The sequence below is a fragment of the Chryseobacterium sp. 22532 genome (assembly GCF_052044665.1).
Lineage (GTDB): Bacteria > Bacteroidota > Bacteroidia > Flavobacteriales > Weeksellaceae > Chryseobacterium > Chryseobacterium lathyri.
The window spans coordinates 419,899-444,488 of record NZ_JBQENJ010000003.1; the positions used below are offsets into that span (position 1 = coordinate 419,899).

Sequence of the window (24,590 nt, forward strand, 5' to 3'; positions counted from 1 at the left end):
TTTTTATGGAAGGCAATTACTACATGATCCACGATTATCTGATATTCATTGGAGTTTTTGCTATTTTCTTCCTGCTTACGGTCAGTATTTACCTTTTCAGCCAAAACAGCAGGATTAAGAAGAAAAATATCCGCCTTTCCGAAACCAACAGGATTATCGAACAGAAACTGAATGAGGTTCAGCTGGAACATATCGGTACGAAACTGAACCCCCATCTGTTTAAAAATATTCTTAATTCTGTGCAGTCGCATGCTTATCAAACCTATATGTCTCTTGATAAACTTGCGAATGTTCTGGATTATATCCTGTATGAAAGTAACAATAAATTTGTCAGCCCCAAAGAAGAACTAAACTTCGCCCTAAGCCTCATCGAAATCAATAAAATAAAGATCAATCCCCTTTTTGATTTCAGGATCAAATCAAAGATCAATAAGTCTGATGTGGTATATGAAGAAAAAGTCTTTGCCCCGCTGATCTCCGTTGATCTTATTGAAAACGCCTTTAAACATACTGATTTTCTGGCCCAGGACTCTTTTATTTCAATCTATCTGGAGCTTGAAAACAGCATTTTCACCATGAAAGTAAGCAACAAAGCTTCATTGAAAAATATTCTTGAAAAGGAAAACAGCGGTTTCGGAAGCCAGTCACTGGATCAAAGGCTTAAAATGATTTACAGCAATCATTACCAGCTGGAAAAAAGTTCGAAAAACGGTATCTTCACGGCAGAATTACAAATCAATTTAGGAGAGTTCTATGATAAAATGCGTTATTCTCGATGATGAACTGCTGGCAATCAGCTATTTAAAACTTCTATGCGAACAGATCGAAAATGTAGAAGTCGTAAAAGCATTCAATGATCCTAAAATTTTCCTGAGCGAAATAGACAATATCGACTGTAACCTCTGCATCCTGGACATTGAAATGCCGGGTATGACAGGACTCCAAGTGGCAGAGCTCATTTCCGGTTCCAAAAAAATCATTTTCACGACCGCTTACAAAGAATATGCAGCAGAAGCTTTCGACCTCAATGTAGTCGATTATGTCAGAAAACCCATCAAAAAAGAAAGACTGATCCAGGCCTTTGAAAAAGCAAAAGAACTGGTAGACATTCCTCATAAAAAGGATTTGATTGAATGGAACACCAACATCGGCAGAACCGTGATTTTTACTGAACAGATCGCTTATATTAAAACCTCAGAAATCGATAGCCGCGACAAAGATATTATTCTGAATGACGGAACCACGATCGTCTTAAAAAACCTCAGCTTTAAAAACCTCCTTGAAATGCTTCCTCCAAAGGATTTTGCACAGGTGAATAAAAAAGAGATTATTGCCCTGTCTTCCATCAAAGTGTTTTCTACCAACGAAATTATTACTACAATTCAATCGGATGGCGATAATTTTCTTAAGCTCCAGATCGGAGAAGCTTATAAACATTCATTAATGGAATTGTTCGGAAAGTAGATCTTTCAGACATTTAAGGTTTCATTGCAGAATCTGGTGGTTTCATTACACCCTCCCACTTTACATTAGCTGTACAGCGTATTTTTGTTGCAGATTAAATGATTTTATAATGAAAAAAATTATGTATGCAGCAGGAATTCTCATATCCGGACTTTGCTTTTCCCAGGAATCTGGTCCAAAGGTCAAGGCCTCCTTTTTTGATGGAATTGTAGTGGCCGGATATGTAGATCATGGAGCTTTTATTAACTTTACAGGCCCTAATGTGAATTTTAGCCATAAAGGCCTTAAACTTATCGCCGGAATGCTTCCTTCACTCCGGATCAAAGAGGACCGTTCTCCCGGAACTAAAAACAGCCCGGTTACGCCTAATCTGGGAGCTGGTCTTACGGTAGTTTATAAAAAAATTGCTCTTCAGATACCCGTCTATTATAATACAAAAACAGCCGCAGAAAACGGAACCTGGAAAGCTGGAATCGGATTGGGGTATTCGTTCAGATAGACTTTTTTGAAGTAAAGAAGATGGAGGCCCGGAGAGTGAGGTTATTGAGGTCTGAAACATAACTGAAATACAGTTTTATTAATTTCCAGAGCTGCTTTATACTAGCTACCCTTGTCAAGGTTTTGAACCTTGACAAGGGTAGGAAATTAAATTTTAAAATAGATATTAAAATAAGTTCTCAACAATAACGTCCGACCTCCCTTTTCCAGCTTCCCAACCTCTTCCGGTTTTTATTACATTTTTTAGAACATTTATTACATTTTAAAAAGAATAGTATTTAACATCAATATATTCTTATCAACTTTGCATTAAAATATTAGGAATCATGAACTGGGGAAAATACAGAAATTTAATTTTTTACATAGCCACCATCGCCTTTTTTTCCTGTCTGATGTACTTCTTCATCATAGAGGGACAGACGCTGGAGATCAAGGAAAATATAGTAACAAAAACCAACACGGGCTCTACCTGGGAAAATTTCCAGGAATCTTTTAAAGCAAATCTTCATCATCCGCTGGCTCTTCTTCTGGCACAGATCGTCACCATTATTCTTGTCGCCAGGCTTTTCGGGTGGATCTGTATGAAAATCAAGCAGCCTACGGTAATTGGTGAAATGATCGCGGGGATTGTTCTAGGCCCCTCATTGCTGGGTATGTACTTCCCTGAGTTCTCAGCTTTTCTTTTCCCGAAAGAATCTTTAGGCAACCTACAGTTTTTAAGTCAGATAGGCCTTATCCTGTTTATGTATATCGTAGGGATGGAGCTTGATCTTAGTGTGTTGAGAAAAAAAGCACATGATGCAGTGGTAATCAGCCATGCAAGTATCATTATTCCTTTTGCACTGGGTATCGGGCTTTCTTATTTTGTATATCAGGAATTTGCACCGGAAGGAATTCAGTTTACCTCATTTGCCCTGTTCATAGCAATTTCAATGAGTATTACCGCATTTCCGGTACTCGCCAGAATTGTTCAGGAGAGAAATCTTCAGAAAACCAAACTGGGAACAATCGTTATTACCTGTGCTGCTGCAGATGATATTACAGCATGGTGCATTCTTGCAGCTGTTATTGCCATTGTAAAAGCAGGCTCTTTTGCCAGTTCCATCTATGTGATCATTATGGCTGTCGCTTATGTCTTTTTAATGATTAAAATTGTAAGACCGTTCCTGAAAAGGATCGGAGATCTTCAGGCGGGTAAAAACACCATCAGCAAGCCAATGGTCGCTATTTTCTTCCTGACACTTATTCTTTCTGCATATGCTACTGAAGTTATTGGTATCCATGCATTATTCGGGGCATTTATGGCAGGAGCTATTATGCCGGAAAATGCAAAATTCCGTACCCTTTTCATCGATAAGGTTGAAGATGTGGCTTTAGTGCTTCTTCTTCCATTGTTCTTTGTATTTACAGGTCTCCGTACACAAATCGGGCTATTAAATGACAGTCATTTGTGGATGATGGCAGGGTTTATCATTTTAACAGCTGTTACCGGTAAATTTATAGGAAGCGCACTTACCGCACGGTTCGTCGGAATCAACTGGAAGGAAAGTTTAACGATTGGTGCCCTGATGAATACCCGAGGATTAATGGAGCTTATTGTCCTGAACATCGGGTATGATCTTGGAGTATTAAGTCCAGAGATCTTTGCTATGCTGGTGATCATGGCTTTGTTTACCACTTTTATGACAGGACCGGCTTTAGACTTTATTAATTTTATTTTTAAATCTAAAAAAAGCTCAGATGAAGATAGTCCCGGCAATAACGATTCAAAATACCGTGTACTGCTGTCTTTTGATAAGCCTGAATCCGGAAGCACACTGCTGAAGCTGGCCCATGATTTCACCAACAAAATGAACGGCAACAAAAGTATCACAGCCATGAATATTGCTCCGGTAGATGAAATGCACGCTTATGATATCAATGAATATGAAGATGCACAGTTTAAAAACGTTATTGAAACCTCTCACGACCTAAAACTTGAAGTCACTACCCTTTTCAAAGCTTCCACGGATATTGAAAGTGACCTTGCAGGCATTTCAAATAAAGGAAATTACGACCTTCTTCTGATTATGCTCGGCAAATCTATGTATGAAGGAAGTTTACTGGGAAGGCTGCTAGGATTTACGACAAAGATCATTAACCCGGAAAAACTTCTGAACACGGTAAAAGGTAAAGGAAATATTTTCAACAATTCTCCTTTTGACGATTTTACCCTCCAGATCCTTGATAAGACCCATATTCCGGTAGGAATTCTGGTAGAAAAAGATTTCAAATCTGCAGACAAAGTATTTATCCCTATGTTCAACCTCAGCGATTTTTATCTGTTGGAATATGCTAAAAGACTGATCAACAATAACAATTCCCAGATCATCATCCTTGATGCGGCCGGACAGATCCGCAATAATATCGAGGTGAAAGAACTGATCAGAAGCATTGAACAGGTAGCCCCGAATCATATCACTTTATATAACGAGAAAAAGATCGAGAAAGAATTCCTGAACTCGCAGGATCTGATGCTGGTCAGCAGCAAAAGCTGGAAAAATCTGATCGATACTAAGAGTCTTTGGCTGTCTGATATTCCTTCGACACTGATTATCTCGAACCCATAGAATTAATGTAACAATGTAGCAGTATAACAATGTAACAATAGAATAATCCCAGGGTATTATAATAGATATTTGTAGTATCCGGCCTGATTAAATGATTGATAAACTGGTACATTGTTATATTGTTACATTATTTTTCCTTCCTGAGTTTTAGAAATTTTTGAAATGCCTCAAAAATTCTTTTCTGCTCTCCTTCAATATAATCACTGCTGAAAGGTGCACCACAATCCAGACTATTGGTTACATGAACCAATTTTCCTTTTTCAAAATAATTCCGGTTTTCTTCAACCTCTGATTTTTTAAAGTCAAAAGCTTCCGTATCATGATTTTCTTTCATGACTTTGACATCATAAAACATCGGACGGTTGTAGGTATATATCTTCTCAAAAACAAAAGACAAATGTCCGTTAAGCAGATAATATTCGGTAAGTACCTGCCCCATTTCTCCGTAAAGTCTTGCCGTTATTTTTTCTAAGCGCCCTTTCTGTTCATAAAATACAGCTTCCCCGCCTTCTGCGGATTCCCCTTCTATGTCTTTCTTTTTGATGGAACTCCATTGAGTAATGGAATTGATTCTTTTAAAATTGGCTCGGATCGGCTTCAGCCTGTCTGTTAAATATTCGTTGACGGCAATATCATTTTCCCTGAAAGATTCTTTGATCTTTACCGTATCAGATGATATGACCTGTAAAGAAGCAGGAAGCTGATGCTTTACAATTTCGGGTGTGAAAGTTTCCGCATTACTCCAATGTATGGCAGCAATTACTACCAGTAAAGTATAAAAACAATTCTTCATGATCATTGTATTTTGTCGTGATATTGATTTACTGCTCTGTAACAAAGCTAGTTAATCTTCATGATAATGCAACTATGTAGGGAGGCTCATTGGTGCATTCTATAATAAAAACCAACTTTTAAAAGTTGGTTTTTATTTTTACAAGAGTGATTCAATAAGTTTGTTTTGCGTTAATTCACCAATCTATTTTACTTTAAGAAAAGTTCCATCTAAAGTTGCATTCAGTCCAAACTCACAATCACGCGACTGCTCAGATGGGACTGATGTAATTGATATAAATCCATTATAAAATGTAGCGAGGAATGAACATGATTTATTGATTTCAATAGTAAACTGATTATTTTTAATCATCACTTCTCCTGACGCATCTGCAATATTTCTGCCCGGAGCCCTGGTCACAGAACCAATATCATAGGAATACATCTGACCTTTTATCTTTTTAATAGTAATACTTCCCTGATACCCATTTTCTCCATATTGATAGGTATACGTTCCTTCAAAATGATCAGACGGAACAGGTGAAAATATTTCCGGCTTCGGATTTACGTTAGTTTGAACATCAAGTGTGATGGGATAAACTGCGTCAGACTTTGTGGAAGACCAGTCTCCCTCTAATTTTCCATTTTTTAAGACCCCATCAATAATTCCGCTGATATTCCCATCATTTTCAAATTCCTCAAGATGATAATGATTCCCAGAATTCAGCGTTCCTATTATTTTAATGGGTTTCTTTTCTTTAGTTTTTACATATCTGATGTTCCCTAAAACGACATTCTTTGAAACGCTGACATTTAGTTCAACAGGAATTTTTTGGTCAATAAGACCGCTAAAACTATAATCCGCATCAGTATTCTTTTGCTGAGCTTGACAGATGCCTGCAGCAAAGCATATCATGAATGATATTTTTTTCAGATAATTCATATTATTAGATTTTAATGATAAAATGGATACGATTCAGTGAAATCATTTTTTTTCACAAAAAGGCCTCGTTATACAAAAGTACAAAAAGGCGGCCTAGTATCCATCAGGTATAAGGTTCTCTAGAGAAAAACAGATATTGAGTTTCAGTTTGAAGGTTAAGCCGGCAAAGAAGCACCATAATAATTTAAGTCAAAAATATCCTGAGTTTAAAAAATATTTTATACCTTCGCTCTGTGAATTTCAATAACGGAACATATTATTATAGAATTTTTAACTCAAAACTGGGCTAGGATTCTTATGAACATAACTTAAAAACCTCGTCCTTGACGGGGTTTTTTATTTTAAAAAATTTTAAAAGATGAAAATAAGTATTATTGGTACAGGGTTAATCGGAGGCTCAATGGCTTTAAAATTAAAGGAAAAAGGCATTGCAGATTTTATCTACGGAATCGACAATAATCAGCAGCATATTACGGAAGCATTGAATCGTCATATTATCGATGCCGGCACAGATCTAGAATATGGGGTTAAAAATGCCGACTTCATCATCATTGCCGTTCCTGTAGATGCGGCCAGAAAACTGCTTCCGGAGGTTCTGGACCTTATATCAGACCAACAGACCGTTATGGATGCGGGATCAACCAAAGCCGGAATTGTAAATGCTGTCAAAGACCATCCGAAACGTTCCAGGTTTGTAGCATTTCACCCAATGTGGGGTACAGAAAACAGTGGTCCAGGATCTGCTGTTTCCGACAGTTTTTCGGGAAAAGCCGGAGTGATCTGCAATAAAGAGGAATCTGCCCCTGATGCGCTTCAATTGGTTGAAAAAGTGGCAGAAAACCTTGATATGCACCTGATCTATATGAATGCGGAAGCTCATGATATTCATACGGCCTATATTTCACATATTTCACACATTACATCATATGCTCTGGCCAATACCGTTTTGGAAAAGGAACGGGAAGAAGAGACCATTTTTCAGCTTGCCAGTTCCGGTTTCTCCAGTACAGTACGTCTTGCAAAATCTCATCCTGAAATGTGGGTGCCTATCTTTAAGCAAAACAAGGAGAATGTTCTGGATGTTCTGAATGAGCACATCACACAGCTCCGAAAATTCAAAGCCGCATTAGAAAAAGAAAATTATGAATACCTTGAAGAACTGATCAGCAATGCCAACAGGATCAGAGGTATTTTAAGATAAAAACAAGCCTTTTTTAAGGTCTTAAAAGTACTAAGCTGAGCTTGATTTGTCCTTAACAAGCAATTGATTTTGTCTTAATTTCCTTAATCGTTTCATACCTCTTAATGGTTTAAAATTATTAAGCTTTAAATACATCATAAAAAATCCTTAGATTGATTTCTAAGGATTTATATTTTCTTTAAGATTTCTCTGTTAACATTCAGGAACATTGACCGCAATGGCAAGTCCACCTTCTGAAGTTTCCTTAAAACGGTCACTCATTGATAAAGCTGTTTCCCACATGGTCTGAATTACTTCATCCAGTGTTACTTTTGCTTTAGCAGGATCACTTTCAAGGGCAATATTAGCTGCTGTGATCGCTTTCATGGCCCCCATTGTGTTTCTTTCAATGCAGGGAATCTGCACCAATCCTTTGATCGGGTCGCAGGTAAGTCCAAGGTGATGTTCCATAGCTATTTCAGCCGCCATCAATACCTGGCCGATACTTCCGCCTAAAATCTCTGTAAGTCCGGCTGCTGCCATCGCTGATGAAACCCCGATCTCAGCCTGGCATCCACCCATTGCAGCAGAAATGGTTGCATTTTTCTTGAATAAAGTTCCAATTTCTCCAGCAACCAGTAAAAACCTTACGATATCATCTTCGCTGATACATTCTGTAAATGCCTGCGAATACATTAAAACTGCCGGAATAACACCGCTGGCTCCATTGGTAGGTGCCGTAATGATTCTTCCGAAGCTCGCATTTTCTTCATTCACAGCCAAAGCAAAACAAGCAATCCATTTATTGATATTGGTGAAATTCTCTTCTGCATCGACCACCAATTTAAACCATTCATCGATATTTCTATAGATCTTGTCTCCTAAAAGCTTTCTGTTGATGCCTGCAGCTCTTCTGGTCACATTTAAACCACCTGGAAGAATGCCTTCTTTATTGACACCTTTGTAGATACATTCTTTAATATTCTTCCAGATATTCAGTGCTTCCTGTCTGGTTTCTTCCTGGGATCTCCAGCTTTCTTCATTAATCAGGATCAGATCTGAAAATCTTTTAAATCCTAATTTTTCACAGTATTTCACAATATCCGAACCGTGATGGCAAGGATATAATGTTCGGACGCAGTGCTTTTCTATGGAATTTTTTTCCTGGCTGGCAATAAAACCGCCTCCTACAGAATAAAAATCCTGAACAAGCTCGGTGCCGTCTTCAAAAACAGCTTTAAAGATCATTCCGTTTGGGTGAAAATCAAGTGATTTTTCCATATTCAGGATCAGGTGATGTCCGTACACAAAAGGAATTTCTTTTTCGCCACCCAGATTCAGGATCTGGGTATTTTTTATCTTATCGACTTTCTCATCGATCTTTGTTGTGTCTATTGTTTTGAAATCTTCTCCATTCAGTCCAAGCATTCCGGCAATATCCGTCCCATGTCCGATTCCGGTTTTAGCTAAAGAGCCAAAAAATTCAAGGAAAACTTCCTTTACTTCCTCGATGGATCTTTCCCTTTTTATAATTCTAATAAATGCAGAAGCTGCATTCCATGGGCCCATCGTATGCGAACTGGATGGCCCTATTCCTACTTTAATAATCTCAAAAACCGATATTGATTCCATAGATAATTCTTCATTTTCCTCTTAAAACAAAGATACGCGATAAATCCCAATAAAAGCGTTCCCGGATCTCAGAATTAATAACAGTTCATAAATCATGGAATACCTTTATAATAGGTATTTTTGTAAATTAGCAATTATAGTGGTCACCTCAATCCATTATATAAGTTTCTCTCCTTTTAATCACTTCAAATGGAAACATTAATTAAGAATATTGCACAACATGTCAGGTTAAGTTCTGAAGAAGAAGCTGTTTTCAAAAGCTTCTGGACAGAAAAAACATTGGAAAAAGGTGAATTTCTTTTAAGAAACGGAGAAACCTGTCGCTATGACAGCTATATTGTTTCGGGTGTTTTAAAAGCGTTTTGCATCAATTCAGAAAACGGAAATGAGGAGATTCTTTTTTTAGCTATTGACAATTGGTGGGCAACCGATATTTCCAGCTTTTCTAAACAAAAGGCTTCCATTTACAATATACAGGCCGTAGAAAAAACAAACCTTTTACAGATCAGTCATCAGTCTTTTCAAAAAATGCTGCAGGAAATTCCTTCCCTGGAAAGATACTTCAGGATTATTTTAGAAGGCTATTTAGGAACTCTTGAGAAAAGAATTGTATTTAATAACATGTACAAAGCTGAACAGAAATATTATGATTTTCTAGATACTTATCCTGATATTGCCTCCAGAGTTCCTCAATATTTAATTGCATCCTATTTAGGCGTGTCAGCCGAATTTATAAGCCGAATCCGGAAAAAAAATAAATCCTCTTGAACTAGATCAATTTTTCAGAAATGAATAATCAGGAATTTTGTTATTATAAAATTCATCATAATGAAAGTATTGATTATTAACGCCAGTGTAAGAAATGAGAGATCTTACAGCCGAAAATTAACCCAGCTTTTTGTTGAAAACTGGAAAGCCAAATATCCCTCAGATATATTTACGTACAGAGAAACAGGTATTAACAGTATTCCCAATATTGACGAATCCTGGATTGCAGGAGCCTTTAAAAAGCCTTCAGAGAGGACAGAAGAAAACCAAAAGGCATTACGGCTAAGCAATGAGCTGGTACAAGAGCTTAAAGAACACGATATGTATGTCATTGGAACTCCAATGTATAACTGGGCTGTTCCAAGTGGGTTAAAAGCTTATATAGATCAGGTAATGCGCATCAACGAAACCTGGAAATTCAGATCAGGGGCTCCCGATGGCGACTACGTAGGTTTGCTTGAAAACAAAAAAGCATTTATATTATCTGCCCGGGGCGATACGGGATACGGAGAAAATGAAAAAAACGGACATATCAATTTTCAAACAGCCTACCTAAAACACATTTTCGGAATCATGGGAGTCAAAGATATTACCATTTTTTCATTAGATAATGAAGAGTTTGGGGGCGAAGTATTTGAAAAATCAAAAAACAAAATTTTCAGCGCCATCCAATCCATTGAATAAGCTCGGGAAAAATCCCTTTTGAGTATTTATCAGGGCATTCAGCTTTACTGCCTATGCCCTGTTTTTTTTAGTAATCATCACTTGAAACTTTCTTCATGCTGGGAAAGATCCAGCCCAATAGATTCTGCTTCTTCGGAAACTCTAAGGGTAATTATGGAATCTGTAATTTTATACAATAGCAGCGAGCCAAAGAATGTAAAAGCTGAAACAAGCACCAGAGCAGCCATATGATGGGCAAAAACTTCAATACCACCATGAAGAAGGCTGGCATTTTCACCATGGGCAAAAACAGCGGTCAGGATCATTCCCATAATTCCCCCTACTCCATGACAGGCAAAGACATCCAGGGTATCATCTATTTTTTTCAACGCTTTCGAGTTTACCATAAGATTGGAAACAATAGCGGCTGCGAATCCTATAAAAAGACTTTCCGGAATACTGACAAAACCACAGCCGGGGGTAATAGCTACCAACCCTACTACAGCCCCGATACAGGCTCCCAATGCAGAAACGCTCCTTCCATTGATCCTGTCAAAGAATATCCAGGTCATCATAGCAGAAGCAGAAGCAATGGTCGTTGTCCCGAAAGCCATTGCAGCAGATGCATTTGCGCTCAGAGCGGAACCGGCATTAAACCCAAACCACCCGAACCACAGCATTCCTGTTCCAAGAAGTACGTAAGGAATATTGGAAGGCTCATGGTGTGGATTTTTCCTGTTTCCCAGGACCATAGCTCCGGCTAAAGCTGCAAAACCGGCACTCATATGGACTACGGTTCCACCGGCAAAATCTTTTACTCCAAAAAATTTATTCAGAAGTCCGTCCGGATGCCATACCATATGGCAAAGCGGTGTATAGATAAAAATGCTGAAAAGCACCATGAACAACAAATAAGAGATAAAACGCACCCGTTCAGCGAAAGAACCTGTGATCAGTGCGGGAGTAATAACGGCAAATTTCATCTGAAAAAGGGCAAAAAGGACGAAAGGAATGGTGGAAGCCATCATTTTGTGAGGTAACACTCCTACATGGCTGAAGAATGGATAGCTTAAGGGATTTCCAATGATTCCGTAATGTATACCATTGATCTCAAAACCTAATGAATCCCCAAACGATAAGGAAAACCCTACAACGACCCATAAAATAGAAATAACCCCGAGCGCAATAAAGCTTTGCAGCATCGTGGAGATCACATTTTTCTTTCCTACCATGCCTCCATAAAAGAACGACAGTCCGGGTGTCATCAAAAGTACAAGCCCTGCTGCTGCAAGAATCCATGCTACATCTGCCCCTACAATTTTATCTTCACTGAGAAATTCTCCGGTATTGGGAAGATCAACAACCGGACTCCAAAATAATCCTCCGAATGCCACCAGGGTAATGACCGAGAATGAGACGATCCATTTTAAACCAATTTTCATACAATTTACATTTAACCCTATCAAAATTAAATATAAATTTTATAAAAACATATATTTTAATCAAATAACCCTTAAATATTACACCTAAATTAAAATGCAAGCAGTTTTAAATAAAAACCTCCTTTAATATTTTAGATACTTCTTTGTATTTTGTAGCCGGAAAAAGATGGGTTCCTCCTTTGATCACATAATCCGGTTTTGAATATTTAATAGGAAAAACAATGTCTTTATCTCCCAATATCTGAATAACTTCCGGAGTTTCTTCAAATTTCCATTCCGAAACTTTTTCTACAGACCATTTGAGGTAATAGGGATCTCTGACTCTGAAATATTCAAGGATTTTAGGATTTTTAGGGTCAAAAAGTTTTCTGACTACAGAATACACATTGGCAGCTTTGTCATTAAACATCCCGACAGGAAGTATTCTTGGAATCTTTGTAATCTCACCGGTCCTGATAAATTTAGATTTTTCTTTATCTGATTTAATGCTTCCCATGATGACTACTTTTTGTGCAGGCTTCAGCTTATTGATCTCCTGCACCATAATGCCGCCAAAAGAATATCCAAGCAGGCAGAACGGCTCAGAATCATCTACTTTTTCTGCCATTCTTTGGACATAGGAATGAAAAGGCTCGTTTTTTTCGGGAATGAGCCAGTCTATAAAAATTAATTCACAGTTCTCGGGAAATTCCAGTCTTTCCAATACTTTAAAATCGGCCCCGAGACCGCTTACTACATAAATTTTCATAGTACTAATTTATGAAAAATGGAGGAAAAGACAGTGATTAAATTTTGGTTATGCATTATTGGAACCATTAAGCTTATTGAAGGTTTTTAGAATGCCAGATTTGGTACATACGAAGTTTTTAACGCGAAGCCTTTATTCATCCTTTTATTTAAGAGAGGCAAAGGATCGTGGCTACGCCACTGAATAAACGGTCGAATTGCAAACCGAATTAAAGAATAATTAATCTCGACACCCTGTTTATACCACAAAAAAGGGCAGTTTATAAAAACCGCCCTTTTTAATATTTGAAGTATATTGTACTTATTTCTTTTTCTTTACAGGAACCCTGTTTTCGTTATCAAGCTTTTCCGTAGAAACCCTGAACTGGATATCCATTTCGTTCTTGATGAAGTAATCTTTCAGCGAAGACTGGTAGAATACTTTAAAGTCTCTTCTGTTCAGAGAGAACTTGGCAGACTCTACCACTACTGTAAACTGGGTTACATATACATTGGCAGGAAAAGTAATTGTTTTTCTTACTCCTTTGATGGTAACATCACCATACACCGTTGAATTGTACTCACTGTTTGCTAAAGGAATGATTTTAGTCAAGTGAAATTTTGCGATCGGGAATTTTTTAACTTCAAAGAAATTGGTGCTTTTCAGATCATTGGTAAGCTTAATCTGATCTTCATCGGAAACATCTCCCGCCATTATGCTTCTCATATCTATAATGAACTCTCCATCTACAAGGACTGTTTTATCAAAATTGAATTTCCCGCTTTTCAGCTTTACCGTCCCTGAATGCGAAGAAGCTTCAGTTTTTACAACTTTATATCCCCACCACCTGATCTCTGATGAAGTCACTTTTGAAACCTTATCAAATTTCTTCTGTGCAGAAACAAATGATATGCTCACACACATCATAGCAAACAATAGTAATCTTTTCATTCTTTTTTATTTACAATTCAACAAAAATAAAAAAAAGTGTAGAACTTCTACACTTTTAATAATCTTTTTTTGATTAAATTATTTAGCAGTCACCTTTACAAGCATTTCGATGTCATCTTTCACAAAAACATCCTGCATTGTAGATTTGTAAGCCACATCAAATTTCTGTCTGTCGAAAGAGAATTTTTCAGAAACCAGACTTACCACTCCTTTGCTGTAAGCAATTTTTGCAGGGAAAGTAATAGGATTTGTCTTTCCTTTAACGGTAAGGTTTCCAGTTACTAAAGAATTATAGATCTTATCGCTGTTTTTCTTTACAGAAGTGATTTTGAAAGAAGCAGTTGGGAATTTTTCAACCTCAAAAAAGTCACCGTTCTTAAGATGTCCGTTTAATTTCTGCTGGTATTCTCCGGTAAGGTCAGTTGAGTTGATGGAAGTCATATCCAGTACAAAGCTTCCTCCTACAAGGTTATTCCCCTTCATGATCATGTCTCCGGATTTTACTTTCACTGTACCGTCATGAGAACTTGCCTCAGATTTTGCTACTTTGTATCCCCACCAGTGAACATCAGATGCCACTACTTTTTTTGACTGTCCGAATGCAAGGCCACCAGCTAAAACCGCTAATAAGAATATTTTTTTCATTTTGAATAAGTTATTTACTTGTTTAATGGTGCAAATGTAGCCAACTTATCTGATAGATTTCATTGATGTATATCAATAAAATCAATTATTTTTATGAATAATATCAGTCCATAAAAAAACTCCGAAAGTTTCGGAGTTTTGTATGTTAATTTTGATAGTAGGCAGTGTACAGAGCGGCTCCTTTTAATGCCGTATGATTCTGTTTAATCAGATAAATGGGTGTGCTTTTCAGTAATGCTTCCATCTTGTCGCTGATCTTGAACTTATCATAGAATTTACCCTTGTCGATATATTCTCTGATCACCTGCGGGATATCTCCTGCGATCAGAAGTCCTCCGGTAGCCTTAAGTTTCAGTACAAGGTTATTGGCTTCTCTTGCAAGGAATTCCACGAAGGTGTCTAAGGCAATTTTACAAATCAGCACATCATCTTCTACCGCAGCTTTGTAAATTTCCTCTACAAAGTTTCCTCCGTTAAGACGTTCTGCAAGCCATTCCGGTTCGGGATGCCTTTTTACGTCTCTCAAGAATCTGTAGATATTGAAAAGACCGGTTTTAGAGAGTACATTTTCCCAGCTTACAATACCATAGATATTATTTAAGAACTGATAAAATTCTACCTCAACATTTGTTCTTGGTGAGAATTCTGAGTGTCCTCCTTCTGTTGCAAAAGGTCTCAGGTTTTTTCCGTCAAAGAAATATCCGGCTTCACCCAGTCCGTTTCCGGGAGCAAGGATCGCTACATTTCCTTTTTCAAGATGTCCGCCGGTATAAATAGGATCCAGATCGCTGTCCTCAAGAAGTCCCATTCCATAGGCTGACGCTTCAAGGTCATTCAGCATATCCCCTTTCTCGAATCCGAAGTCTCTGGTATATTCTTCAATATCCAGATCCCAGCCCAATCGTGCAGGGCTACTTTTGCCATTAATTACAGGTCCCGGTACAGCCACTGCCAGACGCTTCACATTGTCCAGTTGGTTATCTTGTATGAATTTTCTTAGTATGTCAGAAAATGAAGTGTAATCTTTAGTGTTATACTCATTCTGAATTCTAATCTCAAGGCCTCCGTTACTGGAAACAAAATAGCCTAAGATTGTTATATCTTCACGGAGACTTGCTCCAATGATAGTGACATTATCATTATTACTGTTCTCTACTCCTGGTAAATAAAGCGGAAATTTTGGATTCAAAATCATAACCTCAAATTTTATCAAATATAATAATAGTTTTCGTAAATCTTGCAGGGAAGCAAAAAACCTTTTCATTTTCATAAAAAGGTTTTGGCTAATAATTGTTTATATAAAAATCTAACTACTTTCCTAATGGAATATTGTATCCGAATCCTACTCCGATATTCCCCACATTATAATCCTGTCCTGCAATATCTCCTTTATCTCCTACAAAAACCTTCTGATACTGTACGAAGAAATTCCAGTCTCTGTTGTGGTATCCGATCTCCGGCTTGATGTAAAAACCTCCGTCCGGTCTGTCAGCAGAACTGTTGGAAGCTACTTTATCATCTCCTACAAGAAAACCATATCCTAAGTCTGTTCCAAAATAGAAACCAGTCTGTTTAGGATAAATTCTTATTAAAGCTCCTACAGGAATTACTCCTACATCGTTGTTATCATAACCGTTGTTGCTTTTTCCGAAATAGTGAGTATACCCTGTTGCAATACCTAATCCAAATCCTGGAGTGATCAAATTCTGGTAAGATACATCTACACCTGCTGCTGCAGAAAGATTATCCGCAGGCACTGCTAAACCAACATTCGCACCTACTTTGATCATATTATTCATCTTTGAGTTCTGTGCGCTTGCGATACCTGCTGTTAAGATTCCAGCCAGTACTATTGCTTGTTTTAACATTTTCATAACTCTAATTTTAATTTTACTATTCCAATAAGCTGTAAAAATCATGCCAAGGGAGGCCTTTTTTTCGACTTTAACATTCAATCGCATTACAATATAATGATTATCAATATGTTAATTTATAATAAATTCAAATGATTGTTTAAATTAAATCTTAAAAAAAGATAATATTAAGAAATCTTAACCGTTATTATTTTAACCTTTTCCGTTCTATTTAATCAAAAAATTAAATCTCCACCATGCCTGATTCATTATTACATAATAAACATCTTCTCTGGCGTGCCGGTTTCGGAGTCGAAATCAACCAGATCGGTGATCTTAAAAACAAGAGTATAAAGGTGCTGACTGATGATTTATTTAAAGAAGAAAACTTTACAGAAGTTAATTATGATACTCCCGACACTTTTATTCAAGAGGATATGATGGTCGGTAAAACCCCTGCAGAACAAAGAAAAGAAATGCAGCGCATCAGCAGGCAGCAAAATAATGAACTGAACCTTAATTTTCTAGACAGAATGGTGAACAGCAAGGAGCAGATGAGAGAAAAGATGTCATTTTTCTGGCATGGACATTTTGCAACAAGAATCAATAATTCAAAATTCAATAAACAGCTCCTTAATACGATCAGGAAGAATGCGTTGGGCAATTTTAAAGATCTTCTCTTTGAAGTTAGCCAGTCGCCGGCAATGCTGAATTTCCTCAACAATCAGCAAAACAAGAAAGGCCACCCAAATGAAAACTTTGCCCGCGAAGTGATGGAATTATTTACCATGGGAAGGGGAAATTACACTGAAAAAGATATCAGGGAAGGCGCAAGAGCATTTACAGGATGGGGTTATGACAAAGAAGGCTATTTTAAAGAAAGAAAAAACCTGCATGATGAAGGTTCTAAAATATTTTTAGGGAAAACCGGAAATTTTACCGGAACTGACATTTTAAATATTATCCTTGAACAGAAAGCCACAGCCAGGTTTATTACCACAAAAATATATAAGTTCTTCGTTAATGAAAATGTAGACAGTCCTATTGTGGATCAGTTAAGTGCAGACTTTTACAATTCCGGATATGATATCAAAAAGCTTATGACTGAAATTTTCTCAAGTTCATGGTTCTACGCGCAAAAGAATATCGGAAACAGAATAAAATCTCCTGTAGAACTGATGGCCGGAATGATGCGGATGCTTCCCATGAACATTCAGAATCCGGAAAATCTCATCGTTTACCAGAAATTGCTGGGGCAAATGCTACTCTACCCTCCCAACGTAGCCGGATGGCCCAGCGGAAGGTCATGGATAGACAGCTCTACCCTGATGCTGAGATTGCAGATTCCACAGATATGGTCCGGATTGCGCCCTTTAGAATACAGTCCCCGACAGGATGATGATATCGACATGGGTATGAAATCCCGTGAAACCGCTTTGAACAAATCATTTAAGAATCCCAACATCACGATAGACTGGAACAGGCTGGAAAAAGTATTTGCTGATAAAAAATGTGAAGATTATCTGATCCAGAATGTCAAAACACTGGATATGGATTCTGTGAAAAACTTTTCTGATAAAAGTATAAAAATGAATATCATCAATCTGATGTCTACCCCGGAATACCAATTATGTTAAGTGTAGATAGCAGGTTGCAGATAAAAGGTTGCAGTAATAGTAACCGCCATTTGGCTCTGCAGCCTTTGAGTTATTATTTGTCACTTTAAAATATTAATAAAAGCTTCCAATATTAGTAAAATCAAGATTCAGTCCTGCTACCCGTCATCTATTATCTGCTACCTTTTACCTAAAAAAACAAAATTATGTTAATCAAGAGAAGAGAATTCCTCAAAATAAGTTCATTAGCTACCGCATCGTTCATGATGCCCAATTTTCTGAAAGCAATGGCGTTGGATGAAGCCTTAGTGTCTAATCAGAAAATTCTTGTCGTGCTGCAGTTTACGGGCGGAAATGATGGACTGAATACAATCATTCCTATAAAAAACGATGTTTATTTTAAAGAAAGAAACAGTATCGCCATCAAAGATTCTTTACCGCTTAATGATGAAACGGGGATTAATCCGGCACTGTCCTATTTCAAAGAACTTTTCGATAACGGTGAGCTGTCGGTGATGAATAATGTAGGATACCCGGATCCTGACAAATCGCATTTCAGAAGTATGGATATCTGGCACTCTGCCAGCCGCAGCGACGAATTCCTGGAAACAGGCTGGCTGGGTCGTTTTCTGGATGAAGAATGCTACCGCTGCGAACATCCCACGCAAGCTCTTGAAGTTGATGATATGCTGAGTCTTGCATTGAAAGGGGAAAACAATAAAGCATTTGCTTTCAAAGACCCGAAAAGACTTTACCAAACAAGCCAGGAGAAGTATTTTAAATCTCTCTACGATCATCATCATGAAGATGAAACAGTTTCTTATTTATATCAGACTTTGGGTTCTACCATTAATAATGCTGATTATATTTTTGAAAAAAGTAAGTCTAAAAAAACAGAGCAGACTTATCCAAACTCCCAGCTGGGAAAGGATTTTAAAACTGTCGCCTCCTTGATTAAATCTGATATCAATACTCAGGTTTATTATCTTTCGGTAGGAAGCTTTGATACGCACGTCAATCAGAATGACAGGCAGAAAAAGCTCTTCAGCGACATCAATGAAGCAGTAAAATCTTTTGTAACCGACCTGAAAAGCAATGGAATTTTTGAAAATGTGCTGTTAATGACTTTTTCAGAATTTGGAAGAAGGGTTGCCCAAAATGCCAGCAATGGAACCGATCACGGGACAGCTAACCAAATGTTTTTTATAAGCGGAGGTCTTAAAAAGAAAGGCCTTCTGAACGCACTTCCTGATCTGCAAAAGCTGAATGAAGGCGATCTGATCTATACCGAAGACTTCAGAAAAGTTTATGCTACTGTTCTTAAAAACTGGCTTAAAGCAGATTCTTCAAAAGTTCTGGGCTGGAAGAACGGGATCTATGATTTTATATAATTGAATCTAAATAAAACGGCCACCCTGATTGTATTAATCAAAATGGCAGTTAATTAAATTTTACAGGTTTTTATGTCTGTAAAATTTGAACATCGTAATGTTTTTATTGCTTATCTCATTTAAAATCTCTCGCAGATTTTGCTGATGCCGCAGATGCTTACGCTTTATTTTATATCTACTTAAAAATCTTTATGAAGCTATCTTTTTCAAGCGTTTCCAGTGAGAAATCGAAGTCGGCTTCCGCTTTTTCTGTTGTAATCTCTGCTCCAAGCTCTTTTACAAGCTCATTGAAAGACATGGCTTCGTACCATTGCTGATACAATGCAGTTGTTGCCATCATGGAAACCTGATTATTTCCTGAAACATGAGAATGTCCGGCTCCGAAATTCAACAGTACGAAACATTGTTTTTCGTTTTTTGCCACCAGCATTCCCAGAATCATTTGCTTCTGAACAGAGTTACATCTGGCTTCAGCAAAGAGATTGTTAGGATTCATCATATAATCGTAGGAAATGTTGTCTCCTTTTCCGACAACGATTTTATATCCGCAATCTGCATTTCCGCTGAAAACATTATTCATAACAAGTGTTGGAGTACACAGTCCTTTATTGGCATAAAGATATTCAACGGCACCGTTAGGAGCGGAAGTCATATCTCCTGAATACATCAATTGTCCGTCACCATGATTATAAGCGGCATTCCAACCTATTTTTCCGGAGATATTTAATCCTGAAAGATCAAGGTCACGGGCACCCCATTGATCTTCCCAATAAATACCTACAGCCAGTCTGTCGCCATAAAAACGGGTTCCGGTAGGAATATTTCCAACAAACATTTTTTCAGAAGTGGGTAATGCAAATTCTACATTCTCCGGGAAATAGAATTTCTTTCCGGATAAGTTATCATATTTCAGTTTCAGATAATCCAGGATAAAATCATAGTTGAATTGATTCACATAAGTTTCCTTACCTTTTTTCACCCAAGATTTTCCGTTTCGGACTCTGTACACAAAAGTATCCTGACCATACATTCTAGAATAACATGCTGACAATGCTTTGAATAGTGCAAACGGTGTTGCATTTTCCAGCCAGTGCCAATCACTGTTTTCCAGCAATGTATTCGTAGCATCATTCAAAGGATTTGAAATCAATGGTTTATGATGTACTTTAGACAGCTTCGAAATTTTATTGATGGCTTTCGGAGCTCTGTTTTTATAGGCAAGAAATAACGGCTTGAACCTGTTAAAAATTTCTGCCAGTTTTTCCAGCCCGAAGCTTTCAAACAAATAGGTTGGGTTAAACTTACTTTGCTTGATTGAATCAATCAGATCATCACTTTTAATTAAAAGCGTAGTATTGGTTGTTTTATAAATAACATAACGGAAAAACTCAACAGGATTTTCAGGATAGATATCGTACAGATCAGCTATTTTTATAACAGCTTCCTTATTTCTGATGTTTTCTTTTCCCGTAAAATCATATTCCAGCTCTGTATGTAAAATATAAAGCAATTCATCAATAGTTTCTTCTTTTAAAGCAATTCCTGATCTCAAAAGAGAAAGGCACTTTTCCTGCATCTCTTCTACAGTATAGGCTTTGATTACTTTAAAAACCAGCTTTGTATCCGGAACATTCAATATTTCAGCAGGAATATAGATTTCATTCTGGAAATCGCTTCCATATGTTGAAATATAATGTTGAATCTGTTCAAAAAACAAATCAATTCTGGAAGTATTTTTTATTTTCTCCCAGGATTTATGAAAGGTTTTATTCAAATCATTTCCATTTAACTTTTCTTTTGCATAATAAGAAATGATCTCATTTTTTGCCCATAGTGCATCAGGTTCAATGATAAAACCGTCATTAGAAACAAATGGCTCTGCATTTGATTCTTTAGCTAATACTGCATTGAATAATTTTAGTGTTTTCATTGTTTTTAATTTTAAAAATAAGTGAGGAGTAGGTTCATTAAAAGTGAAGTGTATAGGAACTCCTTTTACCTATAGTTTATAAAAAGCGGGGAGTAATTTACCGAAAATATAGGAACTCCCTTTGCCATATAATTTGTAAAAAAGCGGAAAGTAATTCTAAATTATAGGAACTTTCTTTGCCTTATTTTTTATTTTGAGGAGCAGACAGGACTCGAACCTGTGACACACAAACCTGGTGATTTATAGGAACTTTATGTGCCTGCAGCGAAAAGTAATTTTTGTTGCTCTACCATCTGAGCTACTGCCCCTGCCTTATGAAAAAAGTTTTCATTAACCTTACAGGCTTTTATACCCGCAAGGTTTGGTTATTAGTTCTTATAAACCTTATAGGTTTTGAATATTATATTAATAATTATGCTTTTCTGAATTTCTTCTTTTTCTTCCACGGCGCATTTTTTCCTACATCACCTGCCATAATACATCCGTAAGGCATCACCTCATCCAGAACTTCGCAAAGTCCATATTCTTCAATCTGAGCTCTTACGTTTTTGGCACTTTTATAAGCGCTTGGCAGTTCGGAAATATCAATTTCATTGGAGAAGAAACGGATATCTAATCCTTGAGTTTCCTCATCGAAGATTTCTTCAACCGTTTTATGGGCCAATGATCTTTTATGCTGTGTTCTGCTGAAATTTCTTCCGGCTCCGTGAGGGGCAAAACCCAGATTTCTCTCGTTAGTTTTTCCCTGAACAATTAAAACTGGTTCTGACATATTCAAAGGAATCAGTCTTGGTCCGGTGATATCCGGCATAAATTTATCATCCAGCGGAGTGGCTCCTTTAGCATGATAAAACAGATCACCATCTCTGAAGACGAAATTATGCTCGTTCCAGTATCTATCTTGTTTTTCAGTACCTAGTTTGTTTAAAACCGCATCATGAATATTCGTATGATTTTCCTTCGTCCATGTTCTGATCAGCTGAAGAGCATCCCAATAGGCTTGTCCTTCTTCCGTATCGAAAGGAATCCATGCATTTTCTCTCAATGTTTCAGGGGAAATATCCTGTCTGAAACGGTTGGCCACCTTCATTCCTTTATCGTAAAGTGCCGCACCCGGAGCTCTTGATCCGTGATGGGTAACCAGCATGGTATTTCCTGTATTTTTGGACTTCCCGACAAACAGGAAATGGTTTCCGTCTCCCTGGGTTCCCATATGAGAACGGGCAATGCTGATTAATTTTTCATCATTTAGGAAATAGTTTTCTCTGAACGCATCCATTAGTTCCTGGGACATCGGCATCTGCTCCCCTCTCGGTCTTCCTCCATATCCGAAATGCGTTACTGAATGGGCAGCATCCAACACTTCTTTAGGATTGGCATCACCAAAATCTGTCAGCATTACAGAACAACAGATATCTGCGCTATGAAATCCAGGGTGGATGGCATTTTTGGCGACCACCACTCCACCTACCGGGATCAACCCTTCAGGTCCTGTAGGACATGCATCGGGCATCAATGCTCCGGCAGTAAGCGTAGGTGTTTTCATCAGAACTTTCATTGTGTTGATCACTTTCTCTACATTGTCATTTTCACTTTCATGCTCTGCTCTGATGTTGATGATAAAATCTTTAGCCGTTTCATGAAGAGGGATAATATCCGGCTGTTTGAACTGATCCAGATATTCTCTGATCTGAACTTCATCCAGATTGTTTTCGTTGATATGTGTAATGGCATCTTTAAACCATTTGGCTGGTCTGTATCCTAATTCAATTAAATTATTTCCGCTAAATTCCATTTGTCTTTTCATTTTGATAGTGCAAAGTAAAACCACAAGTGCGCAATAATTCTGCGCAGATAAAAATATTTTAATTATTTTTGTAAAAAAGGTCAAAAGACCTGTTTATTTTCATTTGATTAAAATTTAGAATATGTTATTAGAACAATTAAAAAACAATCCTGAAACCATTCAGTTCAAAGAAGTTATTGCTTATATTGATGAGCATCACGATTTTATACCTACTTCTTTTAAAAACGGCAATACCGTCAATGAAGCTGGTCAGAATAATGGTTCATGCAAAGTTTTCAGTTTTGCAAAACTTCAGGGATTGTCAAAAGAGCAGGCACTTCCTCTTTTTGGAGAATTTTATAGGGAAGATGTATTAAAAAACCCGGAAGGAACAGATCACCAGAACATCAGAAACTTTATGAAATACGGATGGGAAGGGATTTCCTTTGAAGGGGAAGCGTTGAAACAGAAGTAATTATACGGGTCAATTGTGAATTTTGCTTCGCAAGTGAATGATTAGTTTGAAAAAAAAGAATTGACACATTAAAAATTGAATTGCGAAGCAAAAATTGACCTTTCACCATTCACCTTTTCACTCTTTCTATAAAAAATCACAAAAAATGTCATCCAATAAAAATGCCCTGATCCGTTACAAAACATTAGACAAATGTCTTAAGAACAAATACCGGAAATATACGCTTGAAGACCTTATCGATGCCTGCTCTGATGCCCTGTTCGAGTTTGAAGGAAAGGAATCTTATGTAAGCAGACGTACCGTCCAGCTGGATCTGCAGAATATGCGAAGTGAAAAATTCGGGTATGAAGCACCTATTGAAGTATATGATAGAAAATACTACCGCTACAGCGATCCTGAGTACAGCATCCATAATATTTCTGTGAATGAAAGCGACCTAAAAGCGATGAATAATGCAGTTCAGATCCTGAAACAGTTTAAGGATTTTTCTATGTTCAAAGAGATGAACGGAGTCATTCAGAAGCTGGAGGATTCCATCCATTCTACCGGACAAAAATCCATCATTCATCTGGATAAAAATGAACAGCTGAAAGGGCTAGAATATATTGATGTCCTTTATGAAAGCATATCCAACAAAAAGGTACTGAATATTCTGTACCGCAGCTTTACCGCCAGGGAATCCAGCAATTATGTGGTTCATCCGCAACTTCTGAAGGAATTTAATAACAGGTGGTTCCTGATCTGTCAACATAAAGGTAAAATGTACAATTTAGCCCTGGATAGAATGGAAAAGATTGATGTGGAGGAAAGCATACAGTATATCGACAAAGATCTGGACGGCGATGAATATTTTAAAGATATTGTAGGGGTTACAGTTTCCGATACGATGGCACCCAGAAATGTTGTTTTCTTTGTAGATTCTTCCAATGCGCCTTATGTAAAAACAAAACCACTTCATAGAAGCCAGGAAATTATAAGCGAAACGGAAGATGGCACATTATTTAAGATCTGTGTACAAATTAATTTTGAACTCGAAAGGCTTCTGCTGGGTTTTGGAGAATGCCTGGTTGTCCATCAGCCTAAAAAACTAAGGCTGAAGCTTCAGGACAAATTTAAAGCAGGATTAAAAAACTATGAGAATTTAGTAATTCCTGATGAGAACTGATCTTTTTCAACCATAAAAGCTGCAAAATTTTTTGAACACTTTAGTTATTTTTAAACTTAATAATGTTGAAAAAAAGATCAC

22 protein-coding genes and 1 tRNA gene are annotated in these 24,590 nt (G+C 37.4%); 11 read left to right on the forward strand and 12 right to left on the reverse strand.

Translation table 11 applies throughout. The features are described from left to right. The first annotated feature begins 5 nt into the window (after nt 1-5). The 4 genes from ACTJIV_RS09720 (at nt 6) to ACTJIV_RS09735 (ending at nt 4,571) form a co-directional block, all read left to right on the forward strand. Nucleotides 6-779 carry a histidine kinase gene (locus ACTJIV_RS09720; protein WP_111956144.1) on the forward strand — a complete coding sequence of 258 codons (774 nt, stop codon included), beginning with the start codon at nt 6-8 and terminating at the stop codon, nt 777-779. Continuing rightward, nucleotides 754-1,464 carry a LytR/AlgR family response regulator transcription factor gene (locus tag ACTJIV_RS09725; RefSeq protein WP_111956142.1) on the forward strand — a complete coding sequence of 237 codons (711 nt, stop codon included), beginning with the start codon at nt 754-756 and terminating at the stop codon, nt 1,462-1,464. The genes ACTJIV_RS09720 and ACTJIV_RS09725 overlap by 26 nt, the downstream gene beginning before the upstream one ends. Before the next feature lie 109 nt (nt 1,465-1,573). After that, nucleotides 1,574-1,963 (forward strand): hypothetical protein, encoded by a 390-nt coding sequence (locus ACTJIV_RS09730; RefSeq protein WP_440627120.1) that lies wholly within the window; start codon nt 1,574-1,576, stop codon nt 1,961-1,963. A gap of 325 nt (nt 1,964-2,288) precedes the next feature. Continuing rightward, nucleotides 2,289-4,571 (forward strand): cation:proton antiporter, encoded by a 2,283-nt coding sequence (locus ACTJIV_RS09735; RefSeq protein ID WP_440627122.1) that lies wholly within the window; start codon nt 2,289-2,291, stop codon nt 4,569-4,571. Between the two features lie 127 nt (nt 4,572-4,698). Here ACTJIV_RS09735 and ACTJIV_RS09740 read toward each other — a convergent pair whose 3' ends face one another. Both ACTJIV_RS09740 and ACTJIV_RS09745 read right to left on the reverse strand, forming a co-directional pair. Beyond that, on the reverse strand, nt 4,699-5,364 hold the full coding sequence (locus ACTJIV_RS09740; RefSeq protein ID WP_440627124.1) for a hypothetical protein: 666 nt from the start codon (nt 5,362-5,364) through the stop codon (nt 4,699-4,701). Between the two features lie 183 nt (nt 5,365-5,547). Continuing rightward, entirely contained in the window at nt 5,548-6,285 is a 738-nt protein-coding gene (locus ACTJIV_RS09745; RefSeq protein ID WP_440627126.1) for a hypothetical protein, read from the reverse strand. A 358-nt stretch (nt 6,286-6,643) separates the two neighbouring features. On the opposite strand from ACTJIV_RS09745, the gene ACTJIV_RS09750 reads away from it, so the two are divergent. After that, nucleotides 6,644-7,486, forward strand: coding sequence for a prephenate dehydrogenase (locus ACTJIV_RS09750; protein ID WP_111956134.1), 843 nt, complete (start codon nt 6,644-6,646; stop codon nt 7,484-7,486). 192 nt (nt 7,487-7,678) lie between these two features. On the opposite strand, the gene ACTJIV_RS09755 is transcribed toward ACTJIV_RS09750, so the two are convergent. Continuing rightward, nucleotides 7,679-9,097, reverse strand: coding sequence for an L-serine ammonia-lyase (locus ACTJIV_RS09755; RefSeq protein WP_336380045.1), 1,419 nt, complete (start codon nt 9,095-9,097; stop codon nt 7,679-7,681). A gap of 189 nt (nt 9,098-9,286) precedes the next feature. On the opposite strand from ACTJIV_RS09755, the gene ACTJIV_RS09760 reads away from it, so the two are divergent. Both ACTJIV_RS09760 and ACTJIV_RS09765 read left to right on the forward strand, forming a co-directional pair. Beyond that, a complete protein-coding gene (locus tag ACTJIV_RS09760) occupies nt 9,287-9,865 on the forward strand; it encodes a Crp/Fnr family transcriptional regulator (protein ID WP_223558639.1) in 579 nt (192 codons plus the stop codon). A 60-nt stretch (nt 9,866-9,925) separates the two neighbouring features. Then, nucleotides 9,926-10,549: an FMN-dependent NADH-azoreductase gene (locus ACTJIV_RS09765; protein ID WP_440627129.1), complete on the forward strand. Its 624-nt coding sequence runs from the start codon at nt 9,926-9,928 to the stop codon at nt 10,547-10,549. 77 nt (nt 10,550-10,626) lie between these two features. Here the strand turns inward: ACTJIV_RS09765 and ACTJIV_RS09770 are convergent, their stop codons facing one another. The 6 genes from ACTJIV_RS09770 to ACTJIV_RS09795 all read right to left on the reverse strand — a co-directional run bounded on the left by ACTJIV_RS09770 (nt 10,627) and on the right by ACTJIV_RS09795 (nt 16,167). Continuing rightward, on the reverse strand, nt 10,627-11,970 hold the full coding sequence (locus tag ACTJIV_RS09770; RefSeq protein ID WP_111956126.1) for an ammonium transporter: 1,344 nt from the start codon (nt 11,968-11,970) through the stop codon (nt 10,627-10,629). A gap of 106 nt (nt 11,971-12,076) precedes the next feature. After that, nucleotides 12,077-12,718, reverse strand: coding sequence for an alpha/beta hydrolase (locus ACTJIV_RS09775; RefSeq protein ID WP_440627131.1), 642 nt, complete (start codon nt 12,716-12,718; stop codon nt 12,077-12,079). A gap of 300 nt (nt 12,719-13,018) precedes the next feature. Then, the gene (locus ACTJIV_RS09780) at nt 13,019-13,648 is read right to left on the reverse strand and encodes a YceI family protein (protein WP_111956122.1); all 630 of its coding nucleotides are present in this window, start codon (nt 13,646-13,648) and stop codon (nt 13,019-13,021) included. A 78-nt stretch (nt 13,649-13,726) separates the two neighbouring features. Further along, on the reverse strand, nt 13,727-14,293 hold the full coding sequence (locus ACTJIV_RS09785; protein ID WP_111956120.1) for a YceI family protein: 567 nt from the start codon (nt 14,291-14,293) through the stop codon (nt 13,727-13,729). A 145-nt stretch (nt 14,294-14,438) separates the two neighbouring features. After that, nucleotides 14,439-15,488, reverse strand: coding sequence for a glucokinase (locus ACTJIV_RS09790; protein WP_440627134.1), 1,050 nt, complete (start codon nt 15,486-15,488; stop codon nt 14,439-14,441). A gap of 115 nt (nt 15,489-15,603) precedes the next feature. Then, nucleotides 15,604-16,167, reverse strand: a complete 564-nt coding sequence (locus ACTJIV_RS09795; protein WP_223558637.1) for a hypothetical protein — start codon at nt 16,165-16,167, stop codon at nt 15,604-15,606. A 236-nt stretch (nt 16,168-16,403) separates the two neighbouring features. Here ACTJIV_RS09795 and ACTJIV_RS09800 point away from each other — a divergent pair, with 236 nt between their 5' ends. After that, on the forward strand, nt 16,404-17,783 hold the full coding sequence (locus ACTJIV_RS09800) for a DUF1800 domain-containing protein (RefSeq protein ID WP_440627136.1): 1,380 nt from the start codon (nt 16,404-16,406) through the stop codon (nt 17,781-17,783). Nucleotides 17,784-17,968: 185 nt separating this feature from the next. Beyond that, nucleotides 17,969-19,153 (forward strand): DUF1501 domain-containing protein, encoded by a 1,185-nt coding sequence (locus ACTJIV_RS09805; protein WP_440627138.1) that lies wholly within the window; start codon nt 17,969-17,971, stop codon nt 19,151-19,153. A gap of 175 nt (nt 19,154-19,328) precedes the next feature. On the opposite strand, the gene ACTJIV_RS09810 is transcribed toward ACTJIV_RS09805, so the two are convergent. The 3 genes from ACTJIV_RS09810 to ACTJIV_RS09820 form a co-directional block, all read right to left on the reverse strand. Continuing rightward, on the reverse strand, nt 19,329-21,083 hold the full coding sequence (locus ACTJIV_RS09810; RefSeq protein ID WP_440627140.1) for a hypothetical protein: 1,755 nt from the start codon (nt 21,081-21,083) through the stop codon (nt 19,329-19,331). Between the two features lie 196 nt (nt 21,084-21,279). Continuing rightward, a tRNA-OTHER gene (locus ACTJIV_RS09815) sits at nt 21,280-21,391 on the reverse strand. Between the two features lie 104 nt (nt 21,392-21,495). Then, entirely contained in the window at nt 21,496-22,296 is an 801-nt protein-coding gene (locus tag ACTJIV_RS09820; RefSeq protein WP_373865954.1) for an RtcB family protein, read from the reverse strand. A gap of 715 nt (nt 22,297-23,011) precedes the next feature. Between ACTJIV_RS09820 and ACTJIV_RS09825 the strand changes: the two genes are divergently transcribed. Continuing rightward, the gene (locus tag ACTJIV_RS09825; RefSeq protein WP_440627142.1) at nt 23,012-23,344 is read left to right on the forward strand and encodes a HopJ type III effector protein; all 333 of its coding nucleotides are present in this window, start codon (nt 23,012-23,014) and stop codon (nt 23,342-23,344) included. Nucleotides 23,345-23,489: 145 nt separating this feature from the next. Beyond that, entirely contained in the window at nt 23,490-24,509 is a 1,020-nt protein-coding gene (locus tag ACTJIV_RS09830) for a helix-turn-helix transcriptional regulator (RefSeq protein WP_440627144.1), read from the forward strand. Nucleotides 24,510-24,590 lie beyond the last annotated feature (81 nt).